Annotated in this window: 21 protein-coding genes and 3 pseudogenes; 16 read left to right on the forward strand and 8 right to left on the reverse strand. The window is 57.2% G+C overall.

Annotated features, from left to right (window positions below; all coding sequences use genetic code 11):
* Positions 1-76 precede the first annotated feature (76 nt).
* From BMS17_RS22705 to BMS17_RS22760, 12 genes and pseudogenes are all read left to right on the forward strand, one after another.
* Positions 77-262: pseudogene (locus BMS17_RS22705) on the forward strand (aldehyde dehydrogenase family protein); the annotation flags it as partial.
* Positions 243-433 (forward strand): annotated as a pseudogene (locus tag BMS17_RS22710) (P1 family peptidase); the annotation flags it as partial. The pseudogenes BMS17_RS22705 and BMS17_RS22710, both read left to right, overlap by 20 nt.
* Positions 434-653: 220 nt before the next feature.
* A complete protein-coding gene (locus tag BMS17_RS22715) occupies positions 654-1514 on the forward strand; it encodes a helix-turn-helix domain-containing protein (protein ID WP_256577214.1) in 861 nt (286 codons plus the stop codon).
* Positions 1515-1735: 221 nt separating this feature from the next.
* Positions 1736-3280, forward strand: a complete 1545-nt coding sequence (locus BMS17_RS22720; protein WP_077431836.1) for an ABC transporter substrate-binding protein — start codon at positions 1736-1738, stop codon at positions 3278-3280.
* Positions 3281-3458: 178 nt separating this feature from the next.
* Positions 3459-4475: an ABC transporter permease gene (locus tag BMS17_RS22725; RefSeq protein WP_077431837.1), complete on the forward strand. Its 1017-nt coding sequence runs from the start codon at positions 3459-3461 to the stop codon at positions 4473-4475.
* 59 nt (positions 4476-4534) lie between these two features.
* Positions 4535-5356, forward strand: a complete 822-nt coding sequence (locus BMS17_RS22730; RefSeq protein WP_224789268.1) for an ABC transporter permease — start codon at positions 4535-4537, stop codon at positions 5354-5356.
* Complete coding sequence (locus tag BMS17_RS22735; protein WP_077431839.1) at positions 5356-6387, forward strand: ABC transporter ATP-binding protein; 1032 nt, start codon at positions 5356-5358, stop codon at positions 6385-6387. The genes BMS17_RS22730 and BMS17_RS22735 overlap by 1 nt, the downstream gene beginning before the upstream one ends.
* A 24-nt stretch (positions 6388-6411) precedes the next feature.
* Positions 6412-7368: an ABC transporter ATP-binding protein gene (locus BMS17_RS22740; protein WP_077431840.1), complete on the forward strand. Its 957-nt coding sequence runs from the start codon at positions 6412-6414 to the stop codon at positions 7366-7368.
* Positions 7369-7374: 6 nt separating this feature from the next.
* Positions 7375-8613, forward strand: coding sequence for a serine hydrolase (locus BMS17_RS22745; protein ID WP_077431841.1), 1239 nt, complete (start codon positions 7375-7377; stop codon positions 8611-8613).
* 249 nt (positions 8614-8862) lie between these two features.
* Positions 8863-10044, forward strand: a complete 1182-nt coding sequence (locus BMS17_RS22750; RefSeq protein ID WP_077431842.1) for a hypothetical protein — start codon at positions 8863-8865, stop codon at positions 10042-10044.
* Positions 10045-10306: 262 nt separating this feature from the next.
* Entirely contained in the window at positions 10307-11680 is a 1374-nt protein-coding gene (locus BMS17_RS22755) for an aspartate aminotransferase family protein (RefSeq protein WP_077431843.1), read from the forward strand.
* Positions 11681-12125: 445 nt separating this feature from the next.
* Positions 12126-12662, forward strand: coding sequence for a dihydrofolate reductase family protein (locus tag BMS17_RS22760; RefSeq protein ID WP_077431844.1), 537 nt, complete (start codon positions 12126-12128; stop codon positions 12660-12662).
* 300 nt (positions 12663-12962) lie between these two features.
* Here the strand turns inward: BMS17_RS22760 and BMS17_RS22765 are convergent, their stop codons facing one another.
* The 3 genes from BMS17_RS22765 to BMS17_RS22775 form a co-directional block, all read right to left on the reverse strand.
* Entirely contained in the window at positions 12963-13352 is a 390-nt protein-coding gene (locus BMS17_RS22765; protein WP_256577256.1) for an ester cyclase, read from the reverse strand.
* Positions 13353-13518: 166 nt separating this feature from the next.
* Positions 13519-14244: a cache domain-containing protein gene (locus BMS17_RS22770; RefSeq protein WP_077431845.1), complete on the reverse strand. Its 726-nt coding sequence runs from the start codon at positions 14242-14244 to the stop codon at positions 13519-13521.
* The gene (locus BMS17_RS22775) at positions 14241-14996 is read right to left on the reverse strand and encodes a FadR/GntR family transcriptional regulator (protein ID WP_077431846.1); all 756 of its coding nucleotides are present in this window, start codon (positions 14994-14996) and stop codon (positions 14241-14243) included. The genes BMS17_RS22770 and BMS17_RS22775 overlap by 4 nt, the downstream gene beginning before the upstream one ends.
* Before the next feature lie 234 nt (positions 14997-15230).
* Between BMS17_RS22775 and BMS17_RS22780 the strand changes: the two genes are divergently transcribed.
* Together BMS17_RS22780 and BMS17_RS22785 are read left to right on the forward strand one after the other, a co-directional pair.
* Complete coding sequence (locus tag BMS17_RS22780; protein ID WP_077431847.1) at positions 15231-16724, forward strand: aldehyde dehydrogenase; 1494 nt, start codon at positions 15231-15233, stop codon at positions 16722-16724.
* A 55-nt stretch (positions 16725-16779) separates the two neighbouring features.
* On the forward strand, positions 16780-18258 hold the full coding sequence (locus tag BMS17_RS22785; protein ID WP_077431848.1) for an APC family permease: 1479 nt from the start codon (positions 16780-16782) through the stop codon (positions 18256-18258).
* A 181-nt stretch (positions 18259-18439) separates the two neighbouring features.
* On the opposite strand, the pseudogene BMS17_RS30065 reads toward BMS17_RS22785, so the two are convergent.
* From BMS17_RS30065 to BMS17_RS31060, 3 genes and pseudogenes are all read right to left on the reverse strand, one after another.
* A pseudogene (locus BMS17_RS30065) lies at positions 18440-18621 on the reverse strand (transposase domain-containing protein); the annotation flags it as partial.
* The gene (locus BMS17_RS22790; RefSeq protein ID WP_218191598.1) at positions 18582-18866 is read right to left on the reverse strand and encodes a helix-turn-helix domain-containing protein; all 285 of its coding nucleotides are present in this window, start codon (positions 18864-18866) and stop codon (positions 18582-18584) included. The pseudogene BMS17_RS30065 and the gene BMS17_RS22790, both read right to left, overlap by 40 nt.
* The gene (locus BMS17_RS31060) at positions 18863-19663 is read right to left on the reverse strand and encodes a helix-turn-helix domain-containing protein (protein ID WP_218191599.1); all 801 of its coding nucleotides are present in this window, start codon (positions 19661-19663) and stop codon (positions 18863-18865) included. Before BMS17_RS31060 ends, BMS17_RS22790 begins: the two co-directional genes overlap by 4 nt.
* Positions 19664-20014: 351 nt before the next feature.
* Between BMS17_RS31060 and BMS17_RS22800 the strand changes: the two genes are divergently transcribed.
* Together BMS17_RS22800 and BMS17_RS22805 are read left to right on the forward strand one after the other, a co-directional pair.
* A complete protein-coding gene (locus tag BMS17_RS22800; protein WP_046032556.1) occupies positions 20015-22054 on the forward strand; it encodes an FAD-dependent oxidoreductase in 2040 nt (679 codons plus the stop codon).
* 85 nt (positions 22055-22139) lie between these two features.
* Positions 22140-23057: a 1-aminocyclopropane-1-carboxylate deaminase/D-cysteine desulfhydrase gene (locus BMS17_RS22805; RefSeq protein WP_077431849.1), complete on the forward strand. Its 918-nt coding sequence runs from the start codon at positions 22140-22142 to the stop codon at positions 23055-23057.
* Positions 23058-23068: 11 nt separating this feature from the next.
* Here BMS17_RS22805 and BMS17_RS22810 read toward each other — a convergent pair whose 3' ends face one another.
* Together BMS17_RS22810 and phnX are read right to left on the reverse strand one after the other, a co-directional pair.
* Positions 23069-23617, reverse strand: coding sequence for a cytochrome b (locus BMS17_RS22810; protein ID WP_046032554.1), 549 nt, complete (start codon positions 23615-23617; stop codon positions 23069-23071).
* 188 nt (positions 23618-23805) lie between these two features.
* Positions 23806-24633 carry a phosphonoacetaldehyde hydrolase gene (gene phnX, locus BMS17_RS22815; RefSeq protein ID WP_046032553.1) on the reverse strand — a complete coding sequence of 276 codons (828 nt, stop codon included), beginning with the start codon at positions 24631-24633 and terminating at the stop codon, positions 23806-23808.
* Between the last annotated feature and the right edge of the window lie 14 nt (positions 24634-24647).

Raw genomic sequence — 24647 nt, forward strand, 5'->3', positions numbered from 1 at the left:
GCGAGCCGCTGATGGGCACCGGCGGCATCATCGTTCCACCGGCCGGTTACAGGGCTGGTGCCGAACTCGTCCATGAAACCGCCTGGACCTGATCTACCCCCTGATTCGCCGCCTCGACCACGCCATGGTCGCGGTCAACGGCGTCAAGTTCACCGGCCACCCGATCCCGTTCGGTGGCATGAAAGCCTCGGGGCTAGGCCGCGAAGGCGGCACCGAAGGCTTCGAAGCCTTCGTCGAAACCACGTTACGTGGTACAGGCTGACTCACCGCTCCTCTAGGCTTCGCTGCCGCATCCTGGCACGGGCTCGATGGCGTTGCATGCGTAGCCAATGATGCGCGGCTGCTGCCGCACCAATGCAGGTGTCTGGCGCAACGTGCCAACCCCGGCCTCGCCCGCACCGGTGGTGCTAATGAAGACCACAGCGGTGACATCTTGGGTAGTAATAGGTGCGAACTACAAATATGCAGCCGATGGTAATTCTACCGAGGCGTCAGGAATCGCTGGATAAGTTTGTGTATTTGTTGAGACGCTATAGTCGAGCTCAATGCTCGCGTCGATCACGGGTTGGCAATGCCAAGCTTCTGCGCCACTTTCAGGCACTGTCTTGTACAGAGCTTTTGCAGCCGTGACCCCACGCGACGATTAGTTCAGCATGTTGTTAATTGTGGCGTTAGGAATACTCTTTATGGTGAGCTCCAGTTCATCCCAGTCGATGCAAGACTTCAGTAAAAACTTGCGCCTTCTCTGCGGATATTATAAATCGGTGGCGAAGGTGTGCCGCTCCCTTGATATCAATCGCCAGCAGTTCAACAAATACTTGGGGGCGCAAGCGACTCCCTCGTCTTTTACCCTGCGCAAGATCTGCACTTTTTTTGGGGTGGATGAGGAGGAAATATTCTCCGAGCATGAATCCTTCCGCGCTCTGCTCAACCGGCAACGCACGACGCGAGAGCCGGACAGTGCGGTACCAGCCGGTTTTTTCCCGAGCTCCGCGCAGACGTTGTCGAAGTACCAGGGTTACTACTTTGTCTATTTGTTGTCGCCTTCCGCGCCGGGGGAGGTGATCAAGTCGATTACCCGCTTGACCCGCTCCGGCGAAAAGATGCTGAGTAAAACCTACGAACGGATGAGGTTGGGCGATGACCAACTGAAGAGTTTCGGCATCAATAAATATCGTGGGTTCTGCTTTGCCTCATCGGATCTGATTTACATCGTAGAGCGCGAGTACCTCTCGTCCCGGGGCTATATCTGGTCAGCGATTTATCCCTCCTACCGTAGTCGTTTTCGTTTTCTTAACGGCTTGGTACTCGGCGTTTCGGGTGACAATTTCCGCCGTCCTTTTGGTGCCCATATTGTATTTGAGTACCTAGGCGAGTCGATCGACCTGCGTAACGCTCTCACCAGTTGCAGCTGTTTTCCGATTGATGCCCCTGAGATTCCCGACGAGGTGAGGGCGCGGCTGCTGGTACATCCATCAGAAGGTGAGTTCAACCTGGTCCCTCCGCTGTTTTAGTCTTTTTTAAAATAGACGCTAGGTGACGCTTCTGGGCGTCATCTGGCGTTTTTTTCTTCGTGCTCGCGAAATTGAGCTGGTCGTGCGGCAGATCGATAATGCCATACACCACTCAGAAGTCAGTTTCGTTAACGGCCAATCACATCATTCATTCCAGTTGAATGAGTTCCTGCTTCTACAAGTGATCCGCTGCGCCCACCATAAAAATAAGAGGAACATCTATGAGATTCAAAAGAACATTGATGGCGGGGTTGATGGCGCTGTCCATTACTGCGCCATTGACCAGTGGATTGGTGTATGCGGCAAACAATACCTTGGTTGTCGCTGATCGAGCCTCTTTCAAGGATTGGGATCCTGCCTCGGCTTTTTCGGAGGAAGTGCGGGTACTTGGCAATATCTACGAGACACTAGTTGTATATAACGCGCCAGGCAGTGCTGAGGAGTTTTCCCCCGGGCTCGCCACGTCCTGGGAAAGCAGCGACAACGGCAAGACCTGGACCTTCAAGCTGCGGCACGGCGTTAAATTTCATGACGGTTCGGCCTTTAATGCCGCAGCGGTCAAAAAGTCCATTGATTACGTCAAGGAGCTGAAACAGGGCGCTGCATTTGTATGGAACGGTCTGGATGCCGTCGAGGCCCTCGCTGACGATACGGTAGTGCTCAAGTTTAAGAGTCCCACTCCGGCCAATCTGATCGCGGCAGGTCAGTATGCGGCTTACATCATTGCCCCGGCGGCGGTGGAGAAAGGTCATGACTGGATGATGGCTCCCAACGCCATCGGCACCGGTCCCTACAAACTTGGGCAGGTCGAACAGGGCCAGCAAGTGGTGCTTGAGCGATTCGATGGCTACTGGGGAGGTTGGAAAGAAGGGCAATTTGATCGGGTCATCGTGAAGGTCGTGTCCGAAGCCGCCACTCGTACCCAGATGATCAAAAATGGCGAGGCCGGTGTCGCTTGGGATATCCCTCTTGATCAGCTCAAGGTGTTGGGAGAGAACCCCTCCATCAAGGTGAGCACCGCGCCTTCGTGGAAGAACTTTCAATTTTTGATCAATACCCAGAAGTACCCTACGAACAACCTGGCATTTCGTCAGGCGCTGCAATACCTCTGGGACTATGAAAGTGTCACCAAAGATATTTTGCATGGCTACGGCAGCGTTCCCAAGGGGCCTTTGCCCACCAGTATCTGGGGGCATGCCAGCGTGCCTATGGCCTCTTACGATCTGGATAAAGCCCGACAATTGTTGGAAGCCTCCGGTGTACCTAAGCAGGACTGGAAGGTCTCGATGCAGTACATCAGTGGCATCTATGCAAACGCTGCTGAACTATTCCAGGCGACGGCGTCTCAGGTTGGCGTTGAGGTGGAGTTACTCCCCGGCGAGTGGGGTGTGATCTGGGATAAGGCAAAGAAGCTGGATACCGCTCCCAACATGCAATCTATGGCTTGGTGGCCGACGTATCCGACACCCAGCGATTGGCTTTTCAGTGAGTTCCATACAGAAAAAACCACGCTATTCAATCTGTCTCACTACAGCAACCCAAACTTTGATCAGTTGATCGAAGAGGCGGCGGCGTTAGAGGGCAGTGATCGGGCCAAGTCCACTGAAAAGTACGTGCAGGCCCAGCAGATACTGGCCAAGGACGCTCCTGCGATCTGGTACGCCGACGTGCAGCAGATACGTGTCTCCCGCAAAGACATCAAGGGTATGGGAAAGAGCCTGAATCCTGCTTATGAGGCGATTCTCTACTACAACCTGAATCGCTGAATGCTTAGTCGTCTTTGATGAAGTGGTACGTGTAATACCTGATTTGCCATGTAAATCGATAACCAGGCAGTTAGTTAATTTGCCTGGTCATTCCCTCAAGGGTTAATCCGCTTTTGGGGTTTTTATGTAGGGCGTAAGAAGTCAGGGTCAAGTTTTTTAGCCACAAGGGGTATTCCAAATGGCGAAGTATATAGCTCAGCGATTGATAGTGATGTTCTTCATTCTTTTGGGAGTGTTGACCATCACCTTCGTTCTGAGCCGAGCTCTTCCGGGTTCCCCGGTAGAAATGATGCTGGGAAACCACCCCACGGTGGAGCAGATTGCCGTCGCACGGGAAAAACTGGGGTTGGATAAGCCTCTGCCGATCCAATACTTCAGTTACATCGGTGATCTTCTGCGAGGTGATTTTGGCACTAGTCTGCGCACCGGGCGGCCGGTGATGGAGGAAGTGGTCAGGCGGGTTGGTGCGACTTTTGAACTGACATTCCTGGCGATGTTCTGGGTGGTGGTGCTAGGGGTGCCGATCGGTGTCATCTCGGCGGCGCGGCAGAACTCAGTGGTCGATAATGCGGCACGAGCGGGGTCCATCGCAGGGACGGCGTTTCCAGTTTTCATCCTGGCCATGGGCTTGCAGTTATTGTTCTACGGCAAGCTCAACTGGCTGCCCCTGCAAGGACGTATCGATGCTTCCATTCTTCTCGATAGCCCTTTTGAGCGTGTGACAGGCTTTTACCTGATCGACACTCTGCTGGCCGGTAATTTCGTAGCACTGTGGAGCGCCATCAAACACCTGACGCTACCCGTGCTCACCCTGGTCATCGTGACCTTGGCCACTGTCACCCGGATCACCCGCAACATGATGGTGGAGGTGTTATCCGAGGAGTACATCCGTACGGCCGTTTCTTACGGTGTACCCAAGTGGCGTATCCATTACGCCTATGCCCTGAAGGCGACAATGATTCCGCTCCTGACAGTGGTGGGCCTGACCTTCGGTTACCTGCTCGGTGGTGCGGTAGTCGTTGAGTTCATTTTCGATTGGCCTGGCCTGGGCGGCTTCGTGGTGTTTTCAATTGCCCAGAATGATTTCCCCGCTGTGATGGGCGCCACCCTGGTGCTGGCCACGACGTATCTGTCGATCAACCTGATCGTTGATCTCTTGTATCACCTTGTTGATCCGAGGTTGCGAGTCCAATGAGTATCCAAGACGTATCCCTGTCCATGCCCTCGCGAGCCCCCTCATGGCGTATCAAAGCCTTGGCGTTTGCCAGCGATAACAAGTTGTTTGTATTCGGCGCGCTGTTATTGCTGCTGATCATCCTGGCGGCAGTCTTCGCCCCGTGGCTTGCACCTTATGAGCCGAACAAGATTGTCTTTTCCCAGAAATTGCTGGCACCCAACTGGGCACACTGGATGGGCACCGACGAGTTTGGTCGCGACATTCTTTCACGGGTGCTTTATGGCGCACGCACCTCGCTGATCATCGGAGTGAGCGTGACTCTGATTGCGATGCTGATCGGGATTCCGATTGGGCTTGTTTCCGGTTACTTCGGTGGTCGAGTGGATACGCTACTGATGCGTTTCACAGATGTGTTCCTGGCCTTTCCACCGCTGTTGTTGCCGATCGCTATCACCGCTGCGCTGGGATCGGGATTGGCCAACGCCATGTTAGCGCTCGCTGTCTCCTGGTTTCCCTGGTACGCGAGGATCATGCGCGGTGCGGTAGTACGGGTTCGGTCAGAAACCTATATCCATGCGGCCCGTTCCATGGGTGTCAGTCACTGCCGTATTTTGCTTCGCCATGTACTGCCCAATGCCACCACGCCTGTGATCGTGCAGGGCTCCATGGACTTTGGTTACACCATTCTCGCCGCTGCCTCGCTGAGCTTTATCGGGTTGGGGGCCAAGCCACCCATGATCGAATGGGGGCTGATGGCCGCAGCGTCGCGCTCGCAGTTACTCGAGAATCCCTGGACGGTGCTGTTTCCCGGAGTGGCGATTTTTGTCCTGGTGCTGGCCGTCAACCTGGTAGGTGACGGGCTGCGCGATGTGCTTGATCCAAAGAAGGGGACGCGCTGATGATCGACGAATCCTTGCAATATTCTCCTATCGAGAGTCTAGCCGCTTCGAATAACGACGCAGCTCAAGACCTGGTGCTGGAAGTGGAAGGGCTGACGGTGTCCTTCCCTGGTTTGTTCAAGACCGTACAGGCCGTACGCGGCATCGACCTTAAGATAAGGCGCGGCGAGATCCTCGGGTTGGTGGGGGAGTCGGGCTCTGGCAAGTCAATGACGGCCATGTCCTGCCTTGGATTGATGCCTGAGGCCGCTCGGCTGGGAGGCAGTGTCAGGGTCGCCGGACAGCAGGTCAACGGCGCGTCGGCGTCGCAGCTGGCGGTTTTGCGAGGCGGTGGCGCGGCGATGATCTTCCAGAATCCGATGAAGGGGCTCAACCCGTTCTTCACCATCGGGCGGCAGATGATCGATGTCATCGGTTGCCATCGGCAACTGAGTAAGGCAGAAATCCGCGCCGAGGCGCTGAGCTCGCTGGAAGCGGTGAGCATGCCCGACCCCTCTCTAGCGCTAGCCAAGTACCCGCACCAGATGTCTGGCGGTCAGTTGCAGCGAGTGGTGATTGCGATGGCGCTGGCCTGTCGGCCAAAACTGCTGATCGCCGATGAGCCGACCACGGCGCTGGACGTCACCGTGCAGGCGCAGATCATCGCCCTGCTGCGCAAACTGGCACGGGAGCAGGACCTGGCAATTCTGTTTATCACCCACAACCTTGGGGTAGTGGCTTCGCTCTGTGACCGGGTGGCGGTGATGTATGCCGGCGAAGTGGTGGAGAGCGGTCCGGTGGGCGAGGTGTTCAAGCGACCTGCACACCCCTACACCCTGAAGTTGATGGGCACCGTGCCCAAGTTGGGGCAGGGACCCCAGCCCCTGGGCTTCATCCCGGGGCAGGTGCCGAACATGGCGGCTCCCCCGGCTGGCTGTGCCTTCAACCCACGTTGTGAACGCGCCACCGGACGCTGCAATCACGCTGCGCCGAGGGTTGTCATCGGCAAGGAGCACTGGGCAGCTTGCCACAACATATTGGTCAAGGTGTGAGGCTTCTTTGAAAGGTAAACGGCTATGAATAACAACAAACAGCCCGCACTGTTGAGCGTCAATCAGTTGCACAAGACCTACGCCAGCCGCGACGGCCTGGTGACCGCCATTGACCACATCAGCCTGGAGGTGCAGGTCGGTGAGACGGTCGCGCTGGTGGGGGAATCCGGTTGTGGCAAAAGTACGGTGGCCGCGACCTTGCTCGGTCTGCTGCCAGCCGATAGTGGGCAAATTCTGGTCCAAGGTCGGCCGCTGCCCACTGATGCCAGGGCGCGGGGCAGGAGCTTGAGTATGGTGTTCCAGAACCCGTACGCCTCACTGAACCCGAAAATGACGATCAAGGCGATTGTTGCCGAGCCGCTGAAGGTTGCCTTTGGTTTGCGCGGTAGCGCCTTGCACGCGCGCATTCTCACGCTGCTGGGAAATGTAGGGATGGGCGAGGAGCACATGGAACGCTATCCCCATGAATTCTCCGGTGGCCAGTTGCAGCGTATCGCTATCGCCCGGGCCTTGGCGCTGGAGTCAAAACTGCTGATCCTCGATGAGCCTACGGCGGCGCTCGACGTGTCGGTCCAGGCCCAGGTGCTGCAACTGCTCAAGACGCTGCAGACTGACAATGGCCTGAGCTACCTGTTCATCAGCCACGACCTTGCGACGGTCGAGTATCTGGCGCAGCAGGTGCTGGTGATGTACTTGGGGCGCATCGTCGAGGCCGGGCCTGTGGAACAGGTGTTCGGCCGACCGCGTCATCCCTACACTCGTGCGCTGCTCAATTCAGTGCCCTCCATCGACCCGGAGCGCCGTGACCAGTTGCAAATCCTGAGTGGCGAGATCCCCAGCCCCTTGAACCGGCCTACCGGGTGCCACTTCGCGCCCCGTTGCCCGCGGGCTAGTGAGCGTTGTCGCCGAGAGGTGCCAGCCGAGACCCAGGATCACGGCCACCGCTTTTCTTGCCACCACCCTCTGAACGATGAGAGCTGAACCCCTATGTACAATAAAAAAGACATGACCGCTCCCGGCATTGGTTATCAGGACCTAAGTTTGATGCAGGGCTATCCGCCGCCCCGGGAAAAGCAAGTCGGCCTGCATAATTGGGACAGTCCGCCCTATAACCGCTGGTCGTTCCAGCACATCAGCCAGTTGTTTCCGGTGGCCGCTATTCATCGCAGTCCCGGGCCGGTCACCGAACTCGAGCGCAACGAACGCTCACTGGACAACGTACGTTTCCAGCGGGTCGACGGCGGACAAACCGATCTGGCGACCTTCTTGACCGATAGCTACACCGATGGTTTTTTGGTGCTTCATCAAGGCAAGGTGGTTTCGGAGCAGTATTTCAACGGTATGCAGCCGCACACGTTGCATCTGTTGCAATCGGTATCCAAGACCGTCGTCGGTAGCCTGGTCGGCAGATTGATCGGCCAGGGCAGAATCGATCCCCAAGCGCGTGTCAGCGACTATGTGCCCGAGCTTTCGGCAAGCGGTTATGGCGACGCTCGGGTACAGGATCTTCTGGATATGCGCACGGGAGTGAGATTCAGGGAGGACTACACCGATCCTGATGCTGAATTCATTCAGTTGGATATCGCCTCGGGTTGGCGTGAACGGGGAGAGCGAGAGTCACCTGACAGCATTTATGGTTTGTTGAAGTCGCTGAGTAAGGACCGTGAGCATGGCCAGTACTTTGAGTACCGTTCAGTGGATACCGACATGTTGGCCTGGGTTTGTGAGCGGGCTTGCGGCGAGCGGCTGCCCGTTTTACTGAGCCGGGAAATCTGGTCAAGACTGGGGGCAGAGCAAGACGCGAATATCACCCTCGATAGCGTTGGAACTGCATTGGCCGATGGCGGGATGAGCGCCACGCTGCGTGATCTGGGGCGCTTTGCCCAAATGTATCTGCAGGGGGGGCGTTTCAACGGCCAGCAGATTGTTCCAGAGGAGTTTGTGCGTGAATGCGGCCGTGGTTCCACACCGGCTTTTGAAGTTCTCTATGGCTTTTACGTCAAGAGCTTTCCTGGCGCGGCATACAGTAATCAGTGCTGGGTATTGGACAGTGAACTAGGTACCTACTCGGCGCGCGGAGTATTTGGGCAGAGTATCTATTGGGATCCGGCCTCTGAAGTGGCAATCGTAAAACTTTCCAGTTGGCCGGACTTTATCAATCCAGAGTGGACGTTGAATACCTTCCATGCCTGTGCGGCAGTAGTTGAACAACTGCAACGCAGCTGACGCGGGAGTATGAATGACCGCGGCTTGTCAGACACCTCCCAGCCTTAATGAAGAGGTGCCATATACAGGCTCTGCATAGCTACACCCAGACCCTGCAGGCCGCCGGCGGCTGACCCTCCCGGCCCGCACCTGGACGCTGTTAACAGCCTTCGTCCTGGCGGGCCTTACCCCTTTTATCCAGACCGCGCTTTTGCCGTGGCCGGGATAGCTGTTGCCAAAAATAAGACCTAGAGAAGAGACGGAGCGACCATGAACTTGAATACAACCCGGGCCTTGCGCTCATTGACCCCACTGGCGCTATTGGGCGCCCTTTCCAGCCCTGCGATGGCGATCCAGGTTACCGATAACCTTGATCTCGGTGGTGCCGTCCGGGCGCGTTGGGACTATGACCCGGATCGCGACATCCAGACGTTGAACTTCGACACCGCGATCCTCAGCGCCAAGTACAACTCCGACACCTGGATTGGCGAGGCCAAGTACCGTTTCTACGGTCGAGCCTACCCTTACAAGTACACAAATAATGTCGGTGACGTCCAGTTCGCCGAGTTGGCGTGGATCGGCTACAAGTTCAACCCCGACCAGCAGGTCCAGGTCGGCCTGAACCAGCTGCCGTTCGGTTTGCAGCCGTACTTCGGCAGCACGTTCTATCAAACCCTGGGCAGCGTCATAGGACTGGAAGACATCGAAGAAGTCGGTGCCAAGTACATCCAGCAAAGCGGCGACTGGAATGTTCAGGCCGGTTATTACCTGCGCCCGGCCTGGCAGGGCAAAGGCACCAGCAACGGTGAAACCTACTCCACCGTGGTCTCCGAAGCGGACAGCTATGTCACCGACGGCAGCAACAACCAGGAACGCAACACCGTGGTACTGCGGGTGGCCAAGGCGCTGGACCTGGGGCCGTGGAAGTCCGAAGTCGGGATCTCAGGCCTGACCTCGTCCCTGGAGAACCGGGACACCAACAATGATGGCCGACGCAATGCCATGGCGGTGCACTATATCGGCAAAAACGGCCCGTGGGGCGTGCAACTGCAAGCCGCGCGGCAGCAGATGTCCCCGCGCAACCCTGGCACCGATGAACTGGTGACTTTCGGCGGTTACGACGGCACCTTCAACGTCGCCAGTCGCGGCAACTTGTATGTGGCGGATTTGAGCTACGACGTCAGCGGCAAGTATCTGTTCGATCAGATCAGCGGTGTGAAGCTGTACGCCAACTACAGCGCCTTCGATAAGTCCGCGGACGATTTCAAGACCTCGCAACGGATGATTTTCGGCACCTCGTTCTCCCTCAGCAAGCTATGGATCGCCACGGAATGGTTGTACGGCAAGAATGATCCGGTCATCGGTGGCGGCAGCCTTACCCAGAGTCTGGGGGCTGGTGGTAGTAACCAGTGGGAAAACCAGTTGTACATGAACATCGGTTATTACTTCTGATCCGGATTTTTTGGCAACAGCCTTAAAGTCCTCTTCGCGAGCGGGCTCGCCCACAGGTTTAGCGCATAACCTATAGGCGAGCCTGAATTGGTCAAGTAAGTCCGGACGCCGATTACGGTGTTTATGCCGCTTTTTGCTCCATGGCTTTTGGCGACAGGTAGTTGTTGTAGCTGTGGAGCCTGGTGCGGTTGCCTGGGTATTTAATTTGGGTTTCTACACGGCCCTTGGTTTAACGAATCCTCTCTCACTTCGAGGCAAAATCATGACGGATTTGCTTGCACAACAAGATGTTAAACATCACCTCCATCCTTATACGGATGCTCGACTTCTTGAAGCGGATGGCCCCCTCATTATCGAGCGTGGAGAAGGAGTTCATGTTTATGACAATCAAAATAAGCGATACATCGAGGCGATGTCAGGGCTATGGAGTGTAGCACTTGGTTTCAGCAACCAGCGGCTGATCGAGGCTGCCGAAAAGCAGCTACGTACACTGCCGTTCTATCATGTGTTTTCCAGTAAGGCACACCGTCCCAGCATCGAGCTCGCCGAAAAATTGGTGGAGATGGCTCCGGTGCCGATGAGCAAAGTGTTTTTCACCAACTCCGGCTCTGAGGCAAACGACACGGTAGTTAAGCTTTTGTGGTACCGGAACAATGCACTGGGGAAGCCCGCCAAGAAAAAGTTCATCAGTCGGCAGAACGCATATCACGGTACCACTACCGTAAGTGCGAGCCTCACTGGGCTGCCAGCAAATCAGCGCGGTTTTGACGTTCCCCTGCCGGGCTTCCTGCATGTCAGCTGCCCGCACTTTTACCGATATGGTCTTGCAGGTGAAACAGAAGAACAATTCGCCGATCGCCTCGCCCGAGAACTGGATGATCTGATCATCAAGGAAGGCCCTGAGACGGTCGCAGCGTTTTATGGCGAACCGCTGATGGGAGCGGGGGGGGTGATCATTCCGCCGAAGACCTACTGGGAAAAGATCCAGAAGGTGTGCCGCAAGCATGACGTCTTGATTGTCGCGGACGAGGTCATCTGCGGTTTCGGTCGAACCGGCAGTATGTTCGGTTGCGAGACCTTTGATATCAAACCAGACGTCATGGTGGTATCCAAACAGCTGTCGTCCTCCTATCAGCCCATTGCAGCCATACTGATTAACGACGCTGTTTACCAAGACATTGCCGACCAGAGCCATTCGATCGGCACGTTAGGGCATGGCTTCACTGGTAGCGGGCACCCGGTAGCTACTGCAGTCGCCCTGGAGAATCTTAAAATTATCGAAGAGGAGGGCCTGGTTCAGCATGCTGCTGAAATGGGGATTATCCTTCGCAAAGGGCTTCAGCAGTTTGCTGATCATCCAATGGTTGGAGAGGTTCGTGGTGTGGGGTTGATTGCTGCCGTTGAGTTGGTAGCCGACCGGCACACAAAAGAGCCTTTTGAGGCTGTTGGCAGACTCGGGCGGTATCTGTCCTCTCAGACCCAGGAGCGTGGAATGATCAACCGAGTCATGGGAGATGCATTGGCATTCTGTCCTCCGTTGATCTCAACGGAGAAGGATATCAATGAAATCCTTGGAGTTTTTGCGGGTTCTTTGGATGCGACACTGCACTGGTACCTCAAACACACTGCACAGTAGTTAACGCCAATCACTCCAGGCAGAGCCGGAATACGGAGTCCTCCGGCCTGCCGCTTCGTACTCGCTTTGTCCACAGAGCGGTACTTTCCGTTCTCGGTTACGGGACGATGGCGCTAACCATTTACCGGATTCTGCTTACGGCGCCTCGTTCCGCTTTGATGAAGGTATTTAGGATGGAGGTGCCTGTTCCGTTGAATACAGACGCCTTCCCTTGAGGTAGCTCCGTTGTAATCAATCGACATAGTGTTGCTTGCTCAGTGACTGAGGCTTGTCAGTATTCTCACGGGCAAGTTCAATGCCAAAATGGTTTTCAGGTCGACCAATGCGACTTCATGATTGTTGCTCCTCTTTAAGGGCCGTACCTATGAGCGCTAGCAAACGAAGGCGAGCTTTATTCGGCTTATGATCATGCATTGACACACTCCGTACAAATAAGGGGCACCTGATGGCCACTGCACATGTTTTCATCGCCACCAGTCTGGATGGCTTCATCGCCCGGCCCGATGGCGACATCGACTGGCTTTTGCGGCGCGATGATCAGGCCGAGGATCATGGCTACTCAGATTTCATCGCCGACAAGGATGTAATCGTGATGGGGCGGGGAACCTATGAGAAGGTGCTGACCTTCGACACATGGTTCTACGACCGGCCCGTGGTGGTGCTGTCTGAGCAGCTGGTCGACTCGCCGGTGCCCGAGGCGCAGAAGGGCAAGCTGCGTTTTTCCAACCAAGCACCTAGGGACTTGATGGAGGAACTGGCGAGGCAAGGCATGCGTCGGGTCTATGTCGATGGCGGGCAGTTGGTGCAATCATTCCTGCGTGATGGATTGGTCGCCGATATGGTGATCACCACCGTTCCCGTGCTGATCGGGTCGGGTAGGCCATTGTTCGGGGGCCTTCAGCAGGATGTTGACTTGAAACTGTTATCCAGCCGCTGCTTTCCTTCGGGTTTGGTGCAGTCCACCTATCGGCTGGCCCCATAACCCACCCGCATGAACGTCCTACCCAAGGCAAGGGCAAGGACGCGCATCGTACCCCCCGCCCTGGATCATCTACTGGGCCCTTTGGTGGCCCACTGAAAGGGAGGATAGGAGCTTCGGGAATCCCTGCGTCTCGAGAATGACTTGGATCGCGGAAGGTCGGGGGGTAAAGGCTTGCGTTTGCCTGTCGCAACTACTACCTCTTCTTCGACCGTATCGTCGACATTGCGCAGGGGAAACGTCCCGATATGTCGAAAAACGAACCCGTTCGATGAGCTCGTTTTTTTGTAGCCAGTGTTTGAGTTACCAACCCAGCTGCTTGTTGAACGACAGTGCATCATAGTAGTCATGCTGCGTCGCGATCTTGCCATCCTTCAAACGAATGAAACTGACTCCCTTGAAGGACAACGGCTTGTTGGTTGCTGGCGTTTCAGGTGCCCAGGCACCGGTGTTGTGCCCATCGAACTGCCACTCGAAAGCGATGTTGTTGTCGTCGATAATTGGCTGGCCAACCATTTGCCATTTCAGGTCGGGCACTGCATCGATAAAGAGCTTGATGACTTCCACCCTGGCAGCTTCCCTGCCGACTTTAGGAACCCCTACCGAGGCGTCCAGAAACTCTCCGTGCTCGGCAAAGTATTGGGCTGCCGCGTCAGGGTCGTGTCTGTTCCACGCGCTCATGTAAGCGTTGATGACGTCAAGGGTGTTCTGTTAGTCCGCAGCAACCGAAAACTGGGCAAACAGAAGAAAGGCCAGGAGGCTGAATAGGCGAATCGATATCCGGTGCATGGTATTTCCTCTTCGATTATTGCTGTTGTTGGAGAGTCGGAAAACAGTTTTGCCCAAGTCGTGCAGCGACCTATCGCGGCACCTGCAGCTCGACCAGCGACCACTCGATCGACAGTGGTTTGAGCTTGTGTACCTTGGCGGCGGCAGGGCGGCTGGCCATGTTGCCGACGAACCAGTTCGCCGAATTGGCCGCGACGATCCGGCCTTCGCCGTTAATGATGAACGCCTCGTTTTTCATGCGCAGCAGGCAACGGGTGAGCAGTTGATCGAATTCGTGCAGGGCAATATCCGCCGCGGCGACGCCAACAAAATGCCCTCCGGCGAATATCGGCACGGAGAACGCCAGTATGTAGAGTTCGGTGCCATAGAGATCCACGAAGGGACCTTCGACCGAGGCTTCGCCCGTCAGCTTGGGGCGTGTGAACCAGGGCATGCCCTGGTAGTTATAGAAGCTTTCACTCTGACGGTTGAAGTTCAACATCATGGGGGCGACTTTTCCGCTCGAGGGGCGGTAGAACCATTCCAGGAACAGCTCTTGATCGGCGAGCTCACCCGGTTCCAGCACGACACCGGTCCCATGAATATAGTTGTCGTTTCCTGACAGGCGTTCTTCGATCGTCGGTTGTAAAAACGCCAGGTCCTTCGACGTTGGTTTTTTGCCTTCGGCGTCTAGCGCGTTCCACACCGTCACCACTTCTTCGGCCAGCGTATTCAGTTGCGCGAACACCTTGCAGAAGATGTCTTCAAGGCGCTGGGCGCACTGGCCAAGCTCGTCATTCATTTGTGTCGTGATCATCGCAATGTGCTCTCTTGCTGGCCAAGGAGGGCAAAGCGCAGATCCATCAGGCGCTTGATGCCTTCCTTGATGTGGGCTTCGGTCAGGGCCCTGGCCAGATTGGATTCGCCGGCCATCACGGCCTGCAGGATGGCCCGGTGTTCAGCAATGGCCGTGCTTTTCTGGACCTCGGTCGTGGAGATCCATTGGAGCTCGCCTATTTCGGTCTGCAGCCGCATTTCCGCGTGAGTTAGCCGCACCGATTGTGCAGCCACGGCAATTTCGATGTGGAATCGAGCATCTGCCCGACGCAGCTCGCTTCGGGTCGTGGCGTCCTGCAACGCCGTGACGAAATTTTCCAGCCGCTGGTGCTGGGCGCTGGAGGATCGGCTGGCGGCCAAGCCTGCGGCGGTCGCCGAGATGGCAATCTGTTCGTCGCACAGGTCGCGAAGTTCCAGCGAGCTCATGGCGCTCAACCTGGCCTTGAGAAAGTCATCGGAAACTTCCACGGGAGCGCAGACGAAACTGCCTCCGTTCCTACCGCGTTTCGTGGCGACAACGCCGCGCTGACGAAGAATGGCCAGGGCATCGCGCAGGGTCACGGTAGCCACGCCGAAGCGGGTCGCCAGCTCGCTTTCGCTGGGCAATTGTTCGCCCACGCCAATCAGGCCCAGCTCGATGACCTCGATCAGTCGGCGAGCCACTTCCTCGGGCTTACCTTCCTGGCTGACTTGCAGCAGGGAAAGGCGTTTCACTTTATTCAGTTGAGTCATCTATTCGCCGCAAAAAGTATGAAACTAGGTTTCTTTTAGTCATATACAGCCTTTCGTGCAATAGAAAAGCCTAACTTGCCAAAATTCAGCCGCAGGAGTGTCGTTTTTAGATTAAAGCGACACGCTGTTTGGCAGTGGGTTAGTCATAAGATATGGTTTCATATGTTTAATAAAGGCCAGGCTCCTGGATTCACCGGGAGCAGTACTGGCACCGACACAGAGGAATGGCACGTCATGACGAATCCAACCCTAAGCACTTGGGAAGCTCGCGCACAGGCACTGAAGATAGAGGGGCGCGCGTTTATCGGTGGGGACTACACCCACGCTATCGAGGGTGAAACCTTCGATTGTTTGAGCCCGATCGATGGCCGCCTGCTGACCAAGGTCGCCAGTTGCTCGGCCGCCGACGCCGATCGCGCGGTTGAAGTGGCCCGCGCCACGTTCAATTCAGGCGTCTGGTCGCGCTTGGCGCCGGCGGACAGAAAGCAGGTCATGATTCGTTTTGCCGAGCTGCTGGAGGCCAATGCCGACGAACTGGCACTGCTGGAAACCCTGGACATGGGCAAGCCGATCAGCGATTCGCTAGCTGTCGATGTGCCGCAGGCCGCGCAAGCCCTGAGCTGGAGCGGCGAGGCCATCGACAAGATCTACGACGAAGTCGCCGCCACCCCCCATGACCAGCTCGGTCTAGTCACCCGCGAGCCGGTCGGCGTGGTCGCAGCTATTGTGCCATGGAACTTCCCGCTGATGATGGCCTGCTGGAAACTGGGCCCGGCGCTGTCGACCGGTAACTCGGTAATCCTAAAGCCGTCGGAAAAATCGCCACTGACCGCCATCCGCATCGCCCAACTGGCCATCGAAGCGGGCGTTCCGGCCGGCGTGCTGCACGTGCTGCCCGGCTACGGCCACACCGTCGGCAAGGCCCTGGCCCTGCACATGGATGTAGATACCCTGGTGTTCACCGGCTCCACCAAGATCGCGAAGCAACTGCTGATCTACTCCGGCGAGTCGAACATGAAGCGCGTCTGGCTGGAAGCTGGCGGCAAGAGCCCAAACATCGTCTTCGCCGATGCCGCGGACCTGCAGGCCGCTGCCGAATCGGCTGCCGGCGCCATTGCCTTCAACCAAGGCGAAGTCTGCACCGCCGGCTCGCGCCTGCTGGTGGAGCGTTCGATCAAGGACAAGTTTTTGCCGCTGGTGCTTGAAGCCCTCGAGGGCTGGAAGCCGGGCAACCCCTTGGACCCAGACACCAATGTGGGCGCCCTGGTCGATACCCAGCAGATGAACACCGTGCTGTCCTACATCGAGTCTGGCCACAACGAAGGCGCCAAACTGCTGGTGGGCGGCAAGCGCACCCTGCAGGAAACCGGCGGCACCTACGTCGAACCGACGATTTTCGATGGCGTCAGCAATGCCATGAAGATTGCCCAGGAAGAGATCTTCGGCCCGGTGCTATCGGTGATCACCTTCGACACCGTCGAAGAAGCCATCACTATCGCCAACGACACCCCGTACGGCCTGGCCGCGGCGGTGTGGACCGCCGACATCTCCAAGGCCCACCTGACCGCCAGGGCGCTGCGCGCCGGTAGCGTCTGGGTCAACCAGTACGACGGTGGCGACATGACCGCACCCTTCGGTGGCTTCAAGCAATCGGGCAATGGTCGCGACAAGTCGTTGCATGCGTTCGACAAGTACACCGAGCTGAAAGCGACCTGGATCAAGTTGTAAGTCAGCACAGCAAAAACAATAACTGCCGACAGGACCATGTCCTCAGGATAACAACATGAACAGTTCCGAATTCTCCGCGGCTGACAGCGATGCCGCTCAGCTCAGGGCGCTTGGCTATACGTCGAACTTCGAAAGAAGCATGAGCCTCTGGGAAAACTTTGCGTTGGGCTTCACCTACCTTTCACCGGTCGTGGGCGTTTATACGCTCTTCGGCCTGTGTCTGGCGGCGGGTGGGCCGCCCATGTTCTGGTCGTATTTGCTGGTGGGTCTGGGGCAGATGCTGGTCTGCCTGATCTTCTGCGAAGTGGTTTCGCAATTCCCGATTTCCGGGGGCGTTTATCCGTGGGCACGCCGCTTGGTGGGCAAGCGCTGGGCGTGGATGGTGGGCTGGATCTATTCCGTGTCGCTGTGCGTGACCATTGCGGCCGTAGCGTTGGGCGCCGGTCCTTACATCGCTGCCATGCTTGGCTTCGAACCGAGTCCGGTGACCAATACATTGGTCGCCCTGGCCCTGACAGTGATGGCTACCGTGCTCAACCTGAGCGGGACCAAGCTGCTGGCCAAGGTCGCAATGTTCGGCTTTATCTGCGAGCTGCTGGGCGCGATCGTGATCGGTGGCTACCTGTTGATCTTCGAGCGTCATCAACCGTTCTCTGTACTGTTCAATACCTTCGACATCAGCATCGACGGCAGCTACTGGCCGGCCTTTCTGACCGCTTCGCTGGCGGGTATGTTCCTGTACTACGGTTTCGAAGCGTGCGGCGATGTCGCTGAAGAGACTCCAAACCCGAGCAAGCGCATCCCCAAGGCCATGCGCATGACCATCTACATCGGTGGTGGCGCAGCGATCTTCGCCGCTTTGGCATTGATCCTGGCGGTACCGGATATTGCCAAGGTACTTTCGGGCGAAGATAAGGACCCTATGTCGACCATCATGGCCAATGCATTTGGGCCGACCGGATGGCGCATAGTGACGGCGGTGATCACTGTCTCCTTCGTGTCCTGTGTTCTGAGCTTGCAGGCGGCGGCGAGTCGTTTACTGTACTCCTTTGCCCGGGACGAAATGGTCATGGGCAGCAGCGTGCTCAAGCGCCTTTCGCCCACAACACGTGTTCCCACTGCGGCATTGATCACCTGCGGGGTGATCCCGGCAGCCATCGTTTGTGCAGGGTTCTACCTGGAGAACGCAATCGCGATCATCGTGAGCTTCGCAGCGATCGGCATTTACCTCTCGTTCCAGATGATCGTGGGTGGGGCGTTGTTCGCTCGAATTCGCGGTTGGAAACCGGCAGGTCAGTTCACCCTGGGCGGTTGGGGCTGGATCGTGAACATCCTCGCGCTGATCTACGGCTTGCTCGCGATCGCCAATATGTCCTGGCCGCGTACGCCGGATGCCCCTTGGTACAGCAATTACGGCATTTTGCTCACCGCAGCAGTTGTCATTGTTTTTGGCCTGTTTTACATGGCCGTGTTCAAGCCGTATGACAAAGGTACTGCACCGTTTGCCGATGCGTGGAAGCTGCACAGAAAGTAAAACGTAATGCTCCCAAGTGAATAGGCGATTCACTTGGGAGCGCACGCGATTTCGGGCGCGACAGATGCCCCATGAAAACCTATCCCACAACGCGTATTTGGCACCTCCTCCGGATAGTGAAGGGCAGCTATGGTGGCGTGAACCTCACCACTCCCGCGGGCCTTAGACAGACGATTCATCGTCAGCTGTTGCACCATCTGCAGGATGTCAGACCCGCATTATCACTCGCCCGTTGCGCCGACGGCGCGCGAGCACGCCCTTCAAGTAAGCATACGGAGCATGTCCGTTGAGACGCGCAGATTGGATCAAACTCATGATCGCCGTTACCCGTTTGCCACTGCGCAGTGATCCTGCGAAGAGCCAGATCTGCAACAGTGGCGCTTCAAGGTAGTCGAAGGCAGCTCGCCAACTTGCTGGCGGTAGCTTTGTGAGAAGCGCCCCAAGTGCAAGAAGCCGTAGTCCAAAGCTAGTTCGGTGACGTTGGCCACATTGCAAGTGGGATCGGCGAGGCAAGCGTGGGCGCATTCCAGTTTTCGCTGGCGAATATACTTACGCGGCGTCGTCGGAACGTGGCACTCGAACAGAGCGTAGAGTGAACGCAAGCTCATGTTTGCTTGGCTTGCCAGACTTCCAAGGTCGATGTCTGCTTGAGGTTACGACGATGTAATCGTCGATGTGCTCGAATGAGGTCAGAGATGCGGACGGGCACGTTCGGTTGGCATTTGTCTTCAGTAAAGTCAGCAGCTTGCTGGCGACTTGCGATGAGTGCCTTCCATTTGATGGGAGCTAGCATGGGACTAATGGCTTTTTTCGTCTCGAGGTGAGTATCCAAAGCTTCCTTGAACCGGACGGAAAAAAGCGCCTGGCTGGAAAAACCACATTTGTAGGCCACTTCCGCAATGGTCGTGGGCCGAGCCTTGTGCAGCGCATTCTCGCGCAGAAGCTTTTGAGCGTGCCTGAGCCGAGCAAGACGAAGTTCTCGCCCGAACGTCGTATCGTGAGCCTGGAAAACCTTGTGGACATAGCGGATGGAAACGCGGCGAGCTTGAGCTGCTCGCTCAGGTGCAAGATCCGCGTCGTGAAAGTTTGCCGCGATATACGCCATGACACGGTGAAAGAAGTGATCGATGACCGTTCGTGAATCCCCCGCTGCATCGGTCTCCGGTACATCCATCATCAAGAAAGCCAATTCCAGCAATCCTCTCTCCACGCTTCTGACATGCTCGGGGGAAAGGCAGGAGGAGTTTACCAATGCTTGCAACGCGAATTGCGTTAGCAGCGGCACGAAACGCGAATTGGCGACGTCGACGCGGCCACAGTGCGCATCAATTTTCGGACACATCGCCCTGAATTGGTCGGCCGGTATTTTGACTGTTACGTTTCTCGTACCGTTGGGGATATCCATCTGTTAGGTCTCTGCGGAATTGAAGACAGAGACCTGGCCTGGCGCAAGGTCTCCAATTCGACCCAGGTGTGTGAACTCTTCAGTTTGCATGGTCGGCATGACTAGCGCGAAAAATTGGCTGGTTCCATTCTTAATGAAAAGAATTTCAATCGTAGTGAAAACTCATGTCATGCGCTTGCGAAGTAAAGCGGCATTGCGAGATTAGTCATGGGGTGCTGCACATTTCGATCATTAAGTTGTAAGTTTAGGTCATTGAGTGGCATCGGCGCGACTCTTAGTCTGTCCACCATGACTGACGGGAGCCAAAGAGCTCCTGCACTTTTTCCGTGATCGCTCGATGTGGAGTTACAAATGGCCGCCGCTCACTACCCGCACCTGTTGGCCCCGCTGGACCTGGGTTTTACCACGTTGCGCAACCGTACCCTGATGGGGTCGATGCACACTGGCCTTGAGGAAAAGCCCGGTGGATTCGAGCGCATGGCGGCGTACTTTGCCGAACGTGCCCGTGGCGGCGTTGGCCTGATGGTCACCGGCGGTATCGGCCCGAACGATGAGGGCGGGGTGTATTCCGGTGCCGCCAAGCTGACCACCGAGGAAGAAGCGCTCAAGCACCAGATCGTGACGCGCGCGGTGCACGAGGCGGGCGGCAAGATCTGCATGCAGATCCTTCATGCCGGGCGTTATGCCTACAGCCCGAAACAGGTCGCACCGAGCGCCATCCAGGCGCCGATCAACCCGTTCAAGCCTAAAGAGCTGGACGAGGAAGGCATCGAGAAACAAATCAGCGATTTCGTCACCTGTTCGGTACTGGCGCAAACCGCCGAATACGACGGCGTCGAGATCATGGGCTCCGAAGGTTATTTCATTAACCAGTTCCTCGCCGCCCACACCAACCACCGCACCGACCGTTGGGGCGGCAGCTACGAGAACCGTATGCGCCTGCCAGTGGAAATCGTGCGCCGGGTGCGTGAAGCGGTCGGTCCGAACTTCATCATTATCTTCCGCCTGTCGATGCTCGACCTCGTGGAAGGCGGCAGTACCTGGGAAGAAATCGTGACGCTGGCCAAGGCGATCGAACAGGCCGGCGCGACCATCATCAACACCGGCATCGGCTGGCACGAAGCGCGGATCCCGACCATCGCCACCAAAGTACCGCGCGCGGCGTTCAGTAAAGTGACCGCCAAGCTGCGCGGCTCGGTGAGCATTCCGCTGATCACCACCAACCGTATCAACACCCCGGAAGTGGCCGAGCAGATTCTGGCCGAAGGCGATGCCGACATGGTGTCGATGGCGCGGCCGTTCCTCGCCGATCCGGACTTCGTCAACAAGGCCGCTGAAGGTCGCGCCGATGAAATCAACACCTGCATCGGTTGCAACCAGGCGTGCCTGGATCACACCTTCGGCGGCAAATTGACCACTTGCCTGGTCAACCCACGCGCTTGCCATGAAACCGAGCTCAACTACGTGCCGGTGCAGCAGATCAAGAAGATCGCCGTTGTCGGTGCCGGGCCTGCGGGCCTGTCCGCCGCGACCGTGGCCGCCGAGCGTGGTCATCAGGTAACGCTGTTCGATTCGGCCAGCGAAATTGGCGGTCAGTTCAACATCGCCAAGCGTGTGCCGGGCAAGGAAGAGTTCTACGAAACCATCCGCTATTTCAACCGCAAACTGCAGACCACCAACGTCGAGGTGTGCCTGAACACCCGTGTCGATGTGGCGAAACTGGTGGAAGGCGGTTATGACGAGATCATCCTGGCCACCGGCATCGCGCCAAGAACGCCGGCGATTCCAGGTGTTGAAAACGCCAAGGTGCTGAGTTACCTGGACGTGATCCTGGAGCGCAAGCCGGTGGGCAAGCGTGTGGCGGTGATTGGCGCTGGCGGTATCGGTTTCGACGTGTCGGAGTTCCTGGTGCACCAAGGCGTGGCCACCAGTCAGGATCGCGAAGCGTTCTGGAAGGAGTGGGGCATTGATACACACTTGGAAGCCCGCGGTGGTGTCGCCGGCATCAAGGCTGAGCCACATGCACCGGCGCGTGACGTGTTCCTGCTGCAACGCAAGAAATCCAAAGTCGGCGACGGCCTGGGTAAAACCACTGGCTGGATTCACCGGACCGGTCTGAAGAACAAGCAGGTGCAGATGCTCAACAGCGTCGAGTACTTGAAGATCGACGACGAAGGCCTGCACATCCGCATCGGTGAAACCGGCGAGCCGCACGTGCTGCCGGTGGACAACATCGTGATTTGCGCTGGCCAGGATCCGTTGCGTGAGTTGCAGGACGGACTGGTCGCGGCTGGCCAGAACGTGCATTTGATCGGTGGCGCCGACGTGGCGGCAGAGCTGGACGCCAAGCGGGCGATCAACCAGGGTTCGCGGTTGGCTGCCGAGCTGTAATCCACACACTCCTGTGGTGAGTGGCCAAGCCCTTTCACTACAGGGCTGCTGCTAAGATGCCGGATCTTCTCGTGGATCCGGCATCATGCTTTTTCCTTCCAGCCACTGGCTGCCCCAAGCCCCCCTCGAACCCCTTCATCTCGATTGGCTCACCACCGCCGGTATCGAGGTCGCGATCCTGCGCCTGGACCAGATCGATCCGCTGATCAGCGGCAACAAGTGGTTCAAGCTCATCGAACACCTCAACGCCGCTGACCTCGCGGGTGCCAACGGCATCATCAGCCTGGGCGGTGCGCACTCCAACCATCTGCATGCATTGGCTGCTGCGGGCAAACGCTTCGGTTTCCGTACCGTCGGGCTGCTGCGCGGGCATGCGCAAGACACGCCGACGGTGACGGATTTGCAGGCGTTCGGCATGCAATTGCATTGGTTGGGGTATGGCGGTTATCGAGCGCGGCATGAGCCGGGTTTCTGGCTGCCATGGACAGAACAGTATCCCGACCTGCAACCCGTGCCCGAAGGTGGCGGGGGGCTGCGTGGCGCGCTTGGCTGCATGCAACTCAAGGCCCAGGCCTGTGAGCGACTGAACGACCTGGGCTGGAGCGATTACGACGGCTGGTGGCTGGCCTGTGGCACCGGCACGACCCTGGCGGGTCTGGTGCTGGCCGAGGCCGGTGAACGCAAGGTGTATGGGGCGATGGCAGTGCCCGATGATCACGGCGTTGCGCAAAACGTCGAATCCATACTGCAAGAAGCGGACTTGCCGTTGCGCAACTATGAACTGCTGGACGCCAGTCGTGGCGGTTTTGCCAAAGTCGATCAGCCGTTACTCGACTTCATCGAACAGACCGAACTAGCCGGCGGCGTGCCTCTGGAGCCGTTGTACACCGCCAAGGCGTTGCTGTCGCTCAAGCAGAACGTCGAGGCTGGACGCTTCAAAAAAGGCATGCGGCTGATCTTCATCCACACCGGCGGCTTGCAGGGCCGCCGGGGATTTGTGTAGCAGGGCTGCGCTCAGCTGCGCTTGGGCATCATGCGCAGCAAGGTGTTATCCCGCACCACGTAATGGTGATAAATCCCGGCTACCGCATGCAGGCCAATCAGCCAGTAGCCGATGGTACCGCCGAGTTCGTGCCAGCCCTTAAGCTCATTGGCAAATTCCTTGTTTTCGGCCACCAGCAATGGCAGATCAAAGCCGTAGAACATCACTTGATTGCCCTTGGCGCTGGTCACCAGCCATCCCAGAATCGGCATGGCGATCATGAAAATGTACAGCGCCCAGTGCATCAGCTTGGCCAGCGTGGTTTGCCAATGAGGCGAGGCCGGGAAAATCTGCGGTGCCGGGCCGAAGCTGCGAGCGAACAGCCGCAGCCACACCAACACGAACACGGTCAGGCCGAGCATGAAGTGTGATTCAACGATCAGGGTCCGGCCGCCACTGCCTTTGGGAAAGATCCCGCGAAACTCGATAGAGGCGTAAACCAGCGCCAGCAAGACCAGCATCAACCAATGCAGCGTGATCGATACCGTGCTGTAGCGTGATTCGGAATTCTTCCAGGGCATACGGTGTTCCTCACAGGTCTGGTCTAAAGCCACCGTTCTTGTTCGACGGTGTTCCTTTACTGTAATCCGCTTTGATGGATTTGCCTGCGGCTATTTGTCGTTGCAACGCTCTGGATCAAGTGATTGGCCAAAAAAAAGCGCCAGTTCCGTAAAGAACTGGCGCTTTGATCGGCAGCAAAAATTCAGTATCAACTGCTTTGCGGCATTTCGCCCTTGGCCAGACGCTTGTTGATGTCGGCGATGACTTCTGGCAAATCGGTGATGGTGTCGATCATGTAGTGCGGGCGCGAGCCTTCGAACATTGCATGGATGCGCTTGCGTTCGCTGTCCAGTTTATCGCTGCCCAAGGCGCGGTAGCCTTCGTAGTCCAGGCCCAGCGCGTTGCCCGAGCAGATCAGCGCCACGGTCCACATGCCGGCGCGGCGACCTTCGAGAATGCCCGGCACGGTGTCGTCGATCTTCACGCAAGCCGCGACATCGTCGATGCCCAGCGCAATCACGTTGGCCAGGGCTTGAGCCGGCCAAGGGCGGCCGTTGGGCACTTCGTCAGTGGCCACTACGTGATCGGCGACGTAACCATTGGTGGCCGCCAGCTCGACCACTTTGTCCATGACCTGTTTCGGGTAACCGGAGCAGGAACCGATCTTGATCCCTTGCTGGCGCAGGTTGGCGATGGTGTCCAGGGCGCCTGGAATCAACGCCGAGTGCTCGGCGATTTTTTCGATCTGCAGTGGCATGAAGCGTTGGTAGATGGCGGTGACGTCATCGTCGGTTGGCGTGCGGCCGAACACGGCGCGATAACGCTCCGCGACTTGCGGCTGATCGCACAGGGTGCGGATGTGGTCCCACTTGCCCATGCCCATCGGTCCACGGGCTTCTTCGATGGAAACCTGGACGTCGAATTCGGCGAAGGCTTCGACAAAAATCTGGGTAGGCGCGAAAGAGCCGAAGTCTACGACGGTGCCGGCCCAGTCGAGGATGGCGGCTTGCAGCTTGGTTGGGTTTGCGTAGTTCATGTCTCAAATCCTGT

The sequence above is a fragment of the Pseudomonas sp. C9 genome (genome assembly GCF_002000165.1).
GTDB lineage: Bacteria > Pseudomonadota > Gammaproteobacteria > Pseudomonadales > Pseudomonadaceae > Aquipseudomonas.

Coding starts and splice junctions, on each gene's coding strand:
- BMS17_RS22755 (WP_077431843.1), top strand. CDS start 10,307: ATGACGGATTTGCTTGCACAACAAGATGTTAAACATCACCTCCATCCT.
- phnX (WP_046032553.1), bottom strand. CDS start 24,633: ATGAACTACGCAAACCCAACCAAGCTGCAAGCCGCCATCCTCGACTGG.
- BMS17_RS22805 (WP_077431849.1), top strand. CDS start 22,140: ATGCTTTTTCCTTCCAGCCACTGGCTGCCCCAAGCCCCCCTCGAACCC.
- BMS17_RS22725 (WP_077431837.1), top strand. CDS start 3,459: ATGGCGAAGTATATAGCTCAGCGATTGATAGTGATGTTCTTCATTCTT.
- BMS17_RS22800 (WP_046032556.1), top strand. CDS start 20,015: ATGGCCGCCGCTCACTACCCGCACCTGTTGGCCCCGCTGGACCTGGGT.
- BMS17_RS22720 (WP_077431836.1), top strand. CDS start 1,736: ATGAGATTCAAAAGAACATTGATGGCGGGGTTGATGGCGCTGTCCATT.
- BMS17_RS22790 (WP_218191598.1), bottom strand. CDS start 18,866: ATGAGCTTGCGTTCACTCTACGCTCTGTTCGAGTGCCACGTTCCGACG.
- BMS17_RS22775 (WP_077431846.1), bottom strand. CDS start 14,996: ATGACTCAACTGAATAAAGTGAAACGCCTTTCCCTGCTGCAAGTCAGC.
- BMS17_RS22750 (WP_077431842.1), top strand. CDS start 8,863: ATGAACTTGAATACAACCCGGGCCTTGCGCTCATTGACCCCACTGGCG.
- BMS17_RS22780 (WP_077431847.1), top strand. CDS start 15,231: ATGACGAATCCAACCCTAAGCACTTGGGAAGCTCGCGCACAGGCACTG.
- BMS17_RS31060 (WP_218191599.1), bottom strand. CDS start 19,663: ATGGATATCCCCAACGGTACGAGAAACGTAACAGTCAAAATACCGGCC.
- BMS17_RS22770 (WP_077431845.1), bottom strand. CDS start 14,244: ATGATCACGACACAAATGAATGACGAGCTTGGCCAGTGCGCCCAGCGC.
- BMS17_RS22810 (WP_046032554.1), bottom strand. CDS start 23,617: ATGCCCTGGAAGAATTCCGAATCACGCTACAGCACGGTATCGATCACG.
- BMS17_RS22760 (WP_077431844.1), top strand. CDS start 12,126: ATGGCCACTGCACATGTTTTCATCGCCACCAGTCTGGATGGCTTCATC.
- BMS17_RS22735 (WP_077431839.1), top strand. CDS start 5,356: ATGATCGACGAATCCTTGCAATATTCTCCTATCGAGAGTCTAGCCGCT.
- BMS17_RS22745 (WP_077431841.1), top strand. CDS start 7,375: ATGTACAATAAAAAAGACATGACCGCTCCCGGCATTGGTTATCAGGAC.
- BMS17_RS22785 (WP_077431848.1), top strand. CDS start 16,780: ATGAACAGTTCCGAATTCTCCGCGGCTGACAGCGATGCCGCTCAGCTC.
- BMS17_RS22740 (WP_077431840.1), top strand. CDS start 6,412: ATGAATAACAACAAACAGCCCGCACTGTTGAGCGTCAATCAGTTGCAC.
- BMS17_RS22715 (WP_256577214.1), top strand. CDS start 654: ATGTTGTTAATTGTGGCGTTAGGAATACTCTTTATGGTGAGCTCCAGT.